Genomic DNA, 9,696 nt, shown 5'->3' with positions numbered 1-9,696 from the left:
TTTCAACGTCGTGGTCGAGTTCGACCGCCAGTTATCGCCAGGCCAGGACGCAGTGGGTATCGACCTCGGACTGAAAACCACGGCCACCTGCAGCGACGGTGATCGCCTTGAAAGCGGCAGGTTCTACCGGGATCTGGAGAGCGCCCTGGGCACGGCCCAGCGCGCCGGCAAGAAGGCCCGTGTGCGGGCGATCCACGCCAAAATTGCGAACCGCCGCAAGGATTGCCTGCATAAGTTCAGCAACGCGCTGGTCGCGCGTTGTGGCGTCATTGTGGTGGGCGATGTGAACTCACTGAAACTCGCGAAAACCAGGATGGCCAAGTCGGTGCTGGACGCCGGCTGGGGCCAATTGAAAACGATGCTGGAATACAAATGCGATCACGCAGGCACGGTTTTCAAGGTTGTTAGCGAGAGAAACACCACCCAAACCTGTTCGAGCTGCAAGCAATTGCCGGACTCGAGGCCGAGAGGTATCGCAGGGCTTGGAATAAGGGAATGGACTTGTTGTGGGTGCGGTGCCACCCACGACCGCGACGTCAACGCCGCAAAGAACATTCTCGCGCTCGGGCATGAGCGTCCAATTGTGGGAATCCCAGCCCTTTAGGGCGGGGAGGATGTCAACAGTTGAGTATCGCTGCGGTCGGCACCACGGTGGGCTGCGCGCTGGTGGCCGGGTCCTTGCTGAGCCTTTACGGCGGTTATTTGACCGACCGTCTCAAACCTTATCCGCTGATTCTGGGTTTTACCGGCTGCTTTGTCACTGCATTCATCGGCATGTGTGTGACCTCGAACCTGATCCTGTTCTTCCTGGCGCTGGTGCTGTTCAACTTCGCTTACTCGGTCATCGACATTACTGCCAAGGCCGCCTTCGGACGCCTGCTGCCCAGCCATGAGCAGAGCCGGGTGTTCTCATTGCGCTATACCCTGATCAACATGGCCTACGCCGTCGGTCCGTTCATCGGTGCAGCGTTGGCGGGGGTTAACATGAGCCTGCCGTTTGTGCTGTCGGCAGCGCTCGGCGCGGGGTTCTTCTGGCTGTACATCCGCTACGGCGACCGCGAGCTGGGCTGCGCGCCGGCCCAGACCACGCCATTTTCCTTCGCCCAGGTCGGCAAGGTGCTGCTCAACGACCGGCGCCTGGTGTGCTTCACCCTGGGCGGCATTCTCAGCGCCGTGGTGTTCGGTCAGTTCAGTGCCTATTTGTCGCAATACCTGGTGGTGACCAGCGACCCGCAGCGGGTTTATTCGGTGATCACCACCTTGCTGGCGGTCAATGCGTGCGGGGTAATTACCTTGCAATACTGGGTCGGCAAACGCATCGACTCGCAACACCTGACCCGTTGGCTGATGGCCGGGCTGGCGCTGTTTCTCGCAGGTTTGGCCGGTTTCTCCATGGCCCAGAGCCTGACCGCCTGGGCCTTTGCCATGCTGCTGTTTACCCTTGGCGAAATCATTGTGTTCCCTGCCGAGTACATGTTCATCGACCGTATCGCCCCGGCGTCGCTGCGCGGCATGTACTTCGCGGCACAGAACCTGTCCAACCTCGGCGGGGCACTGGGGCCGATTGTCTGCGGTCTGGTGCTCGCCGTCTGGCCGGCGCCGATGATGTTCTATGTGCTGGCAGGTTTTCTGATTGTCGGGGGCGCACTTTACTTGCTTGGCGGGTCCTTCAGTGATAACGCTCGCTCGCAACGCTAATCATTCACAACCCAATTGACAGGGCTGCTCAGCAGCGAATAAATTCCTGCCACTGAGGCGTGTAACCGGTTACACGCGGAAACGGATTCCCTGTCACTCAAAAGGAAGTTGTGATGCGTTTGATCAAGAAACTGGCGCTGGCCACTGTGGTTGCCGGCAGCCTGCTCAATGGCAGCCCGCTTATGGCGTCACCAGGTGCAGACAGCAAAATTGCCCTGCAGATGTACACCCTGCGCAATGTCGGCACGCTCGACCAGCAGTTTCTGATGGCTCGTAATGCCGGGTTCACGGCGGTGGAGCTGGTTGGCGATCAAGGCGTCAGCAGTGCCGAGCTGAACCGGCTGCTGGCCCAGTACAACCTCTCAGTCACTTCCGCACACGTGCAACTGGACGCCTTGCGCAGCCAGATGGCTCAGACCATTGCTTTCAATCAGGCGATTGGCAACAAGGTGCTGGTGGTGCCTTATCTGCAACCGGCCGATCGCCCGACCGACGCGGCGGGCTGGAAGAGGCTCGGTAAAGAACTCAACGCGCTGGGCAGCACCTTGCGCAAAAGCGGCTTGCAACTGGCTTATCACAACCACGACTTCGAAATGAAGACCTTTCGTGGCAAGACCGGCTTTGAGCTGCTGGTGGACGCCACCCGCGCAGAAAACCTGGCGCTGGAGATCGATGCCGCCTGGGTGTTCCGTGGTGGTCAGGACCCGGTCAGGCTGATCCACCGTTATGCAGACCGCCTGTTTGCCCTGCATGCCAAGGACAACTCAGGCATCGGCCTGCGCGACGACGAAATGAATTTTGCTCCTGTGGGGGAAGGCTTGCTGGCCTGGGACGAGATTGTCAGCGCGGCCCAGCAACGGGCCAGACCTGTCTATGTGGTCGAGCATGACTTGCCCAAGGACGCCGATGCGATCATTCGCGCCTCGAAACTGAGCCTGGAGCGGGAACTGGCTCAAGCGTGGCGCGGCAGGAAACTCGACTAAGGCGGGGCAAATCAGGAGCAATGTGCGACCTCTCACCGCCAGCGCATTGTTCCTGACTGTGCTTGCTACTCAGTCCTTGGCGGCCACTGATGCTGGCTGGGACAGCATCGCCAGCGTTGCTTCTATCAGTTCCCGTGCCATATCCAGTTGATTGACCACCGAGCGCGCCAGCGGACGAAACTCAGGAGACTGGTGATCAGCGACTTCATAGGCCGTGGCAGCAGCGCAGTGCAGATAGTCTGCCGCAGCGATCAGCGCGTCTTCGATATGGGTACCGGGTTTGACCGTGAGTAGACTGGGAGCGGTGAGGGCGACAGACAGGTGTTGCGGTGGATGAGGTGTAGACAAGATCATTTCGATTACCTGACAGTGATGCCAGCACCCAACGCGACTAAACGAAAGGTGGCAGCTGTGTACAGGTTAGTCGACCGGTGTCAGGCAACCCGGCGCACCCGAAGGCGCCCCGTACACAACCGCCATAGAAACCGCATTGTCTGAACTGGGCAGACAATTACAATTGCGGAAGTTTGTGCCAAACATTCGGGCGACTAAACCCGGTCGCTGGAATCAACGACGAGCAGGAAAGGTAGTCGTCTCGGATGGATGGTACAAGCGGGGGCAGAGCATAGCGTGAAAATTCAGAAGAGTCCTACGACCTGCGGGATTTACGGGCGTAGGATGTTTCCAGGTTTGTCCCACCTGGGCCTCGATCAGGCTAGAGACACCCGGTGCTCAGGCACAGACGCCATGGTCGTTATAGGCATTTTGATGTGCTTGCTCATGCGTTTGTGCAGTCGCAGGCACAAAGTCGCAATGCGCTAAGGGCCTTCTGGTGTAGGGTGTGTCCGATTCTGGCCATCAATCTACTAACAACCTGGAGGCAACCTGCGTGAGCAGCCATGAACTCGGACAATTAAGAGCAGAGATCGATGACCTGGATGAGCAGATCATCAAACTCCTGGGGCAGCGTTTCATCGCCACTGGCAAGGTTGGCGTGATCAAGGCAGCACAGAGCCTGGAGGCAATAGACCCGGCCCGTGAAGCCGCGCAAGCGCAGCGTTACAGCGCATTGGCCGAACGTTATGGCGTTGATGTTGACCTTACGCAAAAACTGTTCAGAGGCGTGATCGATGAAGTCGTGGCCAATCACCGGGTCATTCGCGAAAACGCCTCGTGAATGCCAGGCGCTCTCTGAATTGATCCGCAACCTGAGCCTTGCACAATGAACCGCTCGCTGTTTATTTCGATGGATGGGCCGAAGGGCACTGGCAAGACCACCTTGCTGGAAGCCGTGACCAAAGCCCTGCGGGCCAACGGCGAGAAGGTCATTCGCCTGTCTGAAAGAAACCTCGATCCTCATCGGGGCGAAATCATGGCACTGGTGAACACGCTGGCCAGAAACCCGTGCCCGGACCTGGAATGGCAGGTCTGTGAGCGCTTGGCCGACAGCCGCGCCTGGATTTCGCGTAACGTGCTGCCAGAGCAACCCGCAAACAGCGTCATCCTGATTGATCGCTGGTACCCGTCCGATGCCGCATTTCGCCGCAGCGTGCCGTTTGATCAGATTCTGCGGTTGAATATCGAACGCGGCGTGCAAATCCCGGACCTGCATATCGGGGTGCTTACCGCGCCGGAAATTTCATGGGCGAGGGCGGCGGCACGTACACGGGGGCTGAGCAGCACGGTGATTCATCGGCTGGACGAGCATGTGGCCTGCACCCAGGCGTTCGAGCGGGCGGTCGAAGAAAATGGTTGGGTGTTGTGCCGTAATGAGGGGACGATCGAGGAGGCGACCAGGCAGGTAGCGTCCGCGATCCTTGAGAAATATTGATAGCTGTCCGTCCCATCAAACGGGGCTCGATGAGCCCCTCTGATGAATTCAGTCGGCTGGCTCAGGGACGTTTTGCTGTTTGATCATCCAGCGCAGCAGGCTGGCCAGTGGAACCTTGTGCTCATGGTTAACACCCCAGATGGACTGATCATCACTGTAGAGTTCTGTATAGCGGCTGAGCACCAGATGACGACCGTCTTCGTCCAGATGCAGAGCCAGTTCGCGACAGTGCAGCGATTTGATGTCCGGCGCTCTTAATCGTCGATGCAGGACCAATACGTTGTTGTCACTCATGATAGGCCCCCATCAAACAATCCTGCAGCGCGGGAGGATGTGCACCCAGTTTTCCTTGCACGACGAAGTGCGCCCGGCGCTCGGCCACCGCATCACGAAGCGCAGCATAGTAATCAGGCTCTTTTCTCAGTTCGTCGGTTATCGGCAAGGCCTCGGCGCGGCCATCGACAATGCCACCAACGGTATTGAATGCGCCCAGAGCCGCCACGGTATCGCTGCTGCCGAATGGCGAAACCGCGAAACTCAGCACTTTGCCCGTTGCGTCGCGCAGGTTGGCGGTGCCGAGCAATGGCAACTCGACAATCGGGCCATTGGCGATGTTCCATACGCCGAATGTCTGGCCGAAATCTGCATGGTGACGCTCCATATCCAGACGTCCGGACACGTCGATGAACCCAATGATGCCGACGGTTGTATTGAGTGCAAAACGGCCTGCTGTCGTTGCCGAACGACGAAAATTACCTTGCAGCAAGTCGTTGATGAAAACCTTGGGCTCGCCAAAGTTGGCGACAAAGTTGTGTACGCCGTCCTGCACAAATTCCGGTAACTGCCGGTAGCCCAGCGCAATGGGGGCCAAGGCATAATCGTCCACCGTCCGGTTAAACGCAAAAACCCCACGATTGATCGGCTCTGCCGGGTCATGAACTGCAATGACCGGTCCCTCACAGCCAGTGCTTACAGGGCCAGACGGCGAGTGGGCACAGCCACCGAGTAGTGCTGCAACGGCGACAAACGAAAGCGGGCGAGACAGAGCAATGACCGGCATAGGTAAACCTCGTATGAAGTGCCTTTATGCTGCCTCCATGGTTTTTCACGCGGATGTCTCCAATATTGCAACGCAGTCGCTTTATTGCCGGATTGAAATATATGACGCGCCTGCGCCAATAGTTTTAGATACACACTTCGCAACCCGCCGACAGTGTGCTTTCCGTGACCCATCTACTGCTTGTGGACGATGACCTTGAAGTCCTTGCCCTGCTGAAAAAATTCCTCGAACAACACGGTTATCGGGTCGATGTCGCGACCGATGGGCACAGCCTGTTTCAAGCGCTGGAGCGACAGTTACCGGAACTGGTCATTCTGGATGTCATGTTGCCCGGCGAGAGTGGCCTGGTGCTGTGTCAACGTTTGCGCCGCGAACACAGCATCGCAGTGATCATGCTGACGGCCATGAGTGAACTCAGTGATCGTGTGGTGGGCCTGGAACTGGGGGCCGACGATTATCTGACCAAGCCGTTCGATGCCCGCGAGTTGCTGGCCAGAGTGCGGGCGGTACTGCGCCGCACCGGAGAGGTAAAGAGCGTGCTGAACGATAAGCCACGACCGACCCTGGAGTTTGCTGGCTGGCAGCTCGATGTGGCGCTTCGTGAGTTGCGCTCACCAGGCAAGGTGATGATTCCGCTTTCGGGTGGTGAGTTCGAACTACTGCTGGTCTTCGCCGAACACCCGCGGCGGGTACTGACCCGGCAACAATTGCTCGACATGACCCGCGGCGAAGCCCACGACGCCTACGACCGCAGCATTGATGTGCAAATCAGTCGCCTGCGCCGCAAGCTGGAAGGGGATGTAGGCAGCTCGCCCATCATCCGCACCGTGCGCAACAGCGGCTACCTGTTCACCCCCAATGTGCTGGTCAAGCGATGAGCGGGCTAATCAGGCGCAGTTGCTCTGGCAACACGGTGTCGCGCTGGATCGCCCTGACGACGCTGGCGGCGATGTTCACCGCGTTATCGCTCACCTGGCTGCTCAGCCAACTGGCGGGCGTATGGGCCAAGCCACCCTTGCTGGAAACCGGTTTGCTGGAACGCCTGGGCGTGATCAGCCGTATTATCGATGCGGCGCCGGTGGCACAACGAGCAGACATTGCCCGCTCAGCGAGCGTCGAGCTCTATACCGTCACCTGGCTGAAAAATCGTGCAGAGGCGAACATGCCGGTAGCAGATGAGGACGAGGGCTTTCGCGATGGTGAGAGTTATCTGCGCACTCAACTACAAAACCCCACTGCACGCATCGAAGGCTATGAACCTCGTGACTGGCCTGCCGGCCACACGGGGGCGGATTATGCCCTGCTGGTTGAGTTGCGCGACGGTTCCTGGCTGAAGTTCTCTGCCGTCAGGCGAGACTGGGGCCTGGAAGGCTTGCCACGCAATCTGATCATCATCACGCTGTTCATTCTCTCGACCATGATCGTCGCGCTGATCGCCACCCGCCATCTGGCCAGCCCTCTGGAACGCTTCGCGCATGGCGCGCGGCGCTTCGGCACTGACTTTCGTGCACCACCGATTGAAGTAGAAGGCCCCCAGGAAATACGCCAAGCAATCATTGCCTTCAATGCCATGCAGGCCCAACTGCAACATTTCATCAATGATCGTACACAAATGCTTGCGGCTATCTCTCACGACTTGCGTACGCCATTGACGCGCATGCGCTTGCGCGGCGAATTCATTGAAGACCCTGACCAGCAAGCCAAGCTGTTTCGCGATGTGGATGAAATGCAGACGATGGTCAACAGCGCGCTGGAATTCTTTCGCGACGACGCCCGGCTCGAAGCCGCCACCGCTTTTGACCTCGCTGAATTACTGCACACGGTTGTCGATGACTACAAAGATGCAGGCATTGACGTTGCGCTGAGCGGGCCGAGCCGGGTGGTATTCACAGGTCGCCCTGTCGGCATCAAGCGCATGCTGACTAACCTGCTGGACAATGCCATCAAATACGGAAAAATGCCCGCCATCGAACTGGAAACAGGCGTACAGGTCGTCCAGATCCGGGTACTCGATAACGGGCCAGGCATCGCTGTCGAGTATCAGCAAGAGGTATTCAAGCCCTTTTTCCGCATCGAAAGCTCACGCAATAAAAACTCCGGCGGCGTAGGCTTGGGCCTGCCAACCGCCCGCGCCACAGCGCTGGAGCACGGCGGCACATTGACGCTGAACAACCGCAACGGCGGCGGCTTGGAGGTACGAGTGATTTTGCCGTTTGTTTGAAGCCAGAGGAGAATTTGAACATGAACGAACTCGCCGCCTACATCGAGGACATTTTCGCTCTGTTCGGGCCTGTGTCTCTGCGCCGGATGTTCGGCGGGCACGGGATTTTTCGCGATGGGGTGATGTTCGGCCTGGTGTTTGACCATCGGGCGCGCGACAAGCCCCGCCGTTCAGGGCGGGGAAGGATAGCGCGGACGGCGTAGCCGTCCCTGGTTGCCGTGGGGTGTCTGCTGCTGTTCGATGGATGCACCGCCACAGGATGATGCGAAGTAACATGGCGACACAGATGCCCTTCTACGGCGGTATTTCGTTACAAAGACCCCATGGGCATGCACCTTGAAAACACCGTGCCGTCCGCGCCTAATGTCGTCTCCATTGCTCATGGCTCAAGAGCAGTATGCAACGACTTCAAGCCTTCAAGTACGAACTCATGCCAGACGGCCGGCAGGAGCAGCAAATGCGCCGCTTTGCGGGCTCCTGTCGCTTCGTCTTCAACAAGGCGCTGGCATTGCAGAAGGAGCGCCACGAGCAAGGCGAGAACAAGCTCGGCTATGCGGGCCTGTGCAAGTTGCTGACCGAATGGCGCCATAGCCCGCAAACCGCATGGCTGGCCGATGCGCCTGTTCACCCATTGCAACAGAGCCTCAAGGATCTGGAACGGGCCTACACCAATTTCTTCGCCAAGCGAGCCGACTTTCCCCGGTTCAAGAAGAAGGGGCAGCGCGACAGTTTCCGCTATCCCGACCCGAAACAGATCAAGCTCGACCAGACCAACAGCCGCCTGTTCTTGCCCAAGCTGGGCTGGCTGCGCTACCGCAACAGCCGCGAGACGCTGGGTACTGTGAAGAACATCACCGTGAGCCAGTCGTGTGGCAAGTGGTTCGTGAGTATCCAGACCGAACGACAGATCGATGAGCAGCCCACGGCACAGGGTGCGGCAGTCGGCATCGACATGGGCATTGCCCGCTTCGCCACGCTTTCGGATGGTTCGTTCTACGCACCCCTCAACAGCTTCAAACGCCATGAGACCGCGCTGTGCAAAGCGCAGCAGGCGATGAGCCGCAAGGTCAAATTCAGCCGCAACTGGAAGAAGGCGAAAGCTTGCGTCCAGCGCATTCATTCCCGAATCGGCAATGCCCGCCGCGACTACCTGCACAAGTGCTCCACCGCGATCAGCCAAAACCACGCGATGGTGTGTATCGAGGACTTGCAGGTACGGAATATGTCCAGATCGGCGGCAGGCACGGCCGAGGCACCGGGAAGAAACGTTCGGGCCAAGTCTGGCCTGAACAGGGCCATCCTCGATCAGGGCTGGTTCGAGTTCCGCCGCCAGCTGGACTACAAGCTGGCGTGGCGCGGCGGTTGGCTGATTGCCGTGCCGCCGCAAAATACCAGCCGCAGGTGCCCGTGTTGCGGCCATGTGTCGGCGGCCAACCGCCAGACGCAGGCGCTGTTCAGGTGTGTGGGATGTGGTTTTGAAGGCAACGCCGATGTGGTCGGGGCGATCAATGTACTAAGGGCGGGACACGCCCGGTTAGCCTGTGAAGTGAGCGCAGAGGTCATGGCGCCAGCAGCAGGAACCTACCGAAGCGACTCGGGGGCGGCTCGATGCCGCGCCTGAGCGCCGTAGGAGTCTCCGGCCTTCAGGCCGGGGAGGATGTCAAGGCACGCTGTACCTGAAGGCCGATGCAGAAAACATTGCAGCCTTCGAACAGCAAGGGCTTGAGCAGTTTACTTATACCCGGCAAGGCAAACTCGTCGGGCTGTCTTACTACCGGGCGCCGGATCAACTGATGGAAGATCCCCATGACGCGGTGCGCTGGGCACAAGGCTCATTTGCCGCAGCGCTGCGCGCCGATCGTAAACGTGCACAGCGAACCAAACGCCCCCCGGCGTTTTAACA

Annotated in this window: 14 protein-coding genes; 10 read left to right on the top strand and 4 right to left on the bottom strand. The window is 58.9% G+C overall.

Annotation, left to right across the window (positions count from 1 at the left end):
• The 3 genes from NJC38_RS27860 to NJC38_RS27850 form a co-directional block, all read left to right on the top strand.
• A partial coding sequence (locus NJC38_RS27860; RefSeq protein ID WP_253118021.1) for a transposase occupies positions 1 to 604 on the top strand: 604 nt, incomplete at its 5' end.
• 20 nt (positions 605 to 624) lie between these two features.
• On the top strand, positions 625 to 1,698 hold the full coding sequence (locus tag NJC38_RS27855) for an MFS transporter (protein WP_366856643.1): 1,074 nt from the start codon (positions 625 to 627) through the stop codon (positions 1,696 to 1,698).
• A gap of 113 nt (positions 1,699 to 1,811) precedes the next feature.
• Entirely contained in the window at positions 1,812 to 2,681 is an 870-nt protein-coding gene (locus NJC38_RS27850) for a sugar phosphate isomerase/epimerase (protein ID WP_253118020.1), read from the top strand.
• A 69-nt stretch (positions 2,682 to 2,750) separates the two neighbouring features.
• On the opposite strand, the gene NJC38_RS27845 is transcribed toward NJC38_RS27850, so the two are convergent.
• Entirely contained in the window at positions 2,751 to 3,035 is a 285-nt protein-coding gene (locus NJC38_RS27845; RefSeq protein ID WP_253118019.1) for a hypothetical protein, read from the bottom strand.
• 535 nt (positions 3,036 to 3,570) lie between these two features.
• On the opposite strand from NJC38_RS27845, the gene NJC38_RS27840 reads away from it, so the two are divergent.
• A complete protein-coding gene (locus NJC38_RS27840) occupies positions 3,571 to 3,858 on the top strand; it encodes a chorismate mutase (protein WP_253118018.1) in 288 nt (95 codons plus the stop codon).
• 45 nt (positions 3,859 to 3,903) lie between these two features.
• Positions 3,904 to 4,512, top strand: a complete 609-nt coding sequence (locus tag NJC38_RS27835; RefSeq protein WP_253118017.1) for a dTMP kinase — start codon at positions 3,904 to 3,906, stop codon at positions 4,510 to 4,512.
• A gap of 48 nt (positions 4,513 to 4,560) precedes the next feature.
• On the opposite strand, the gene NJC38_RS27830 is transcribed toward NJC38_RS27835, so the two are convergent.
• Together NJC38_RS27830 and NJC38_RS27825 are read right to left on the bottom strand one after the other, a co-directional pair.
• The gene (locus NJC38_RS27830; RefSeq protein WP_253118016.1) at positions 4,561 to 4,806 is read right to left on the bottom strand and encodes a hypothetical protein; all 246 of its coding nucleotides are present in this window, start codon (positions 4,804 to 4,806) and stop codon (positions 4,561 to 4,563) included.
• Entirely contained in the window at positions 4,799 to 5,572 is a 774-nt protein-coding gene (locus tag NJC38_RS27825; RefSeq protein WP_253118015.1) for a VacJ family lipoprotein, read from the bottom strand. The genes NJC38_RS27830 and NJC38_RS27825 overlap by 8 nt, the downstream gene beginning before the upstream one ends.
• Before the next feature lie 164 nt (positions 5,573 to 5,736).
• Here NJC38_RS27825 and NJC38_RS27820 point away from each other — a divergent pair, with 164 nt between their 5' ends.
• The 3 genes from NJC38_RS27820 to NJC38_RS27810 are packed head-to-tail and all read left to right on the top strand — an operon-like array spanning position 5,737 to position 7,996.
• Positions 5,737 to 6,450, top strand: coding sequence for a response regulator transcription factor (locus tag NJC38_RS27820; RefSeq protein ID WP_253118014.1), 714 nt, complete (start codon positions 5,737 to 5,739; stop codon positions 6,448 to 6,450).
• Positions 6,447 to 7,793, top strand: coding sequence for an ATP-binding protein (locus NJC38_RS27815; protein WP_253118013.1), 1,347 nt, complete (start codon positions 6,447 to 6,449; stop codon positions 7,791 to 7,793). Before NJC38_RS27820 ends, NJC38_RS27815 begins: the two co-directional genes overlap by 4 nt.
• Before the next feature lie 20 nt (positions 7,794 to 7,813).
• Complete coding sequence (locus NJC38_RS27810) at positions 7,814 to 7,996, top strand: TfoX/Sxy family protein (RefSeq protein ID WP_253118012.1); 183 nt, start codon at positions 7,814 to 7,816, stop codon at positions 7,994 to 7,996.
• On the opposite strand, the gene NJC38_RS27805 is transcribed toward NJC38_RS27810, so the two are convergent.
• Positions 7,964 to 8,176 carry a hypothetical protein gene (locus NJC38_RS27805; protein WP_253118011.1) on the bottom strand — a complete coding sequence of 71 codons (213 nt, stop codon included), beginning with the start codon at positions 8,174 to 8,176 and terminating at the stop codon, positions 7,964 to 7,966. The genes NJC38_RS27810 and NJC38_RS27805 overlap by 33 nt on opposite strands.
• A 14-nt stretch (positions 8,177 to 8,190) precedes the next feature.
• Here NJC38_RS27805 and NJC38_RS27800 point away from each other — a divergent pair, with 14 nt between their 5' ends.
• Together NJC38_RS27800 and NJC38_RS29190 are read left to right on the top strand one after the other, a co-directional pair.
• On the top strand, positions 8,191 to 9,414 hold the full coding sequence (locus NJC38_RS27800; protein WP_253118010.1) for a transposase: 1,224 nt from the start codon (positions 8,191 to 8,193) through the stop codon (positions 9,412 to 9,414).
• A 49-nt stretch (positions 9,415 to 9,463) separates the two neighbouring features.
• Positions 9,464 to 9,694, top strand: a complete 231-nt coding sequence (locus tag NJC38_RS29190; RefSeq protein WP_366856645.1) for a TfoX/Sxy family protein — start codon at positions 9,464 to 9,466, stop codon at positions 9,692 to 9,694.
• The last annotated feature ends 2 nt before the right edge of the window (positions 9,695 to 9,696 follow it).

The sequence above is a fragment of the Pseudomonas sp. 21LCFQ010 genome (genome assembly GCF_024129905.1).
Classification (GTDB): Bacteria; Pseudomonadota; Gammaproteobacteria; order Pseudomonadales; family Pseudomonadaceae; genus Aquipseudomonas.
This window is presented reverse-complemented; position numbering and strand designations above follow the sequence as displayed.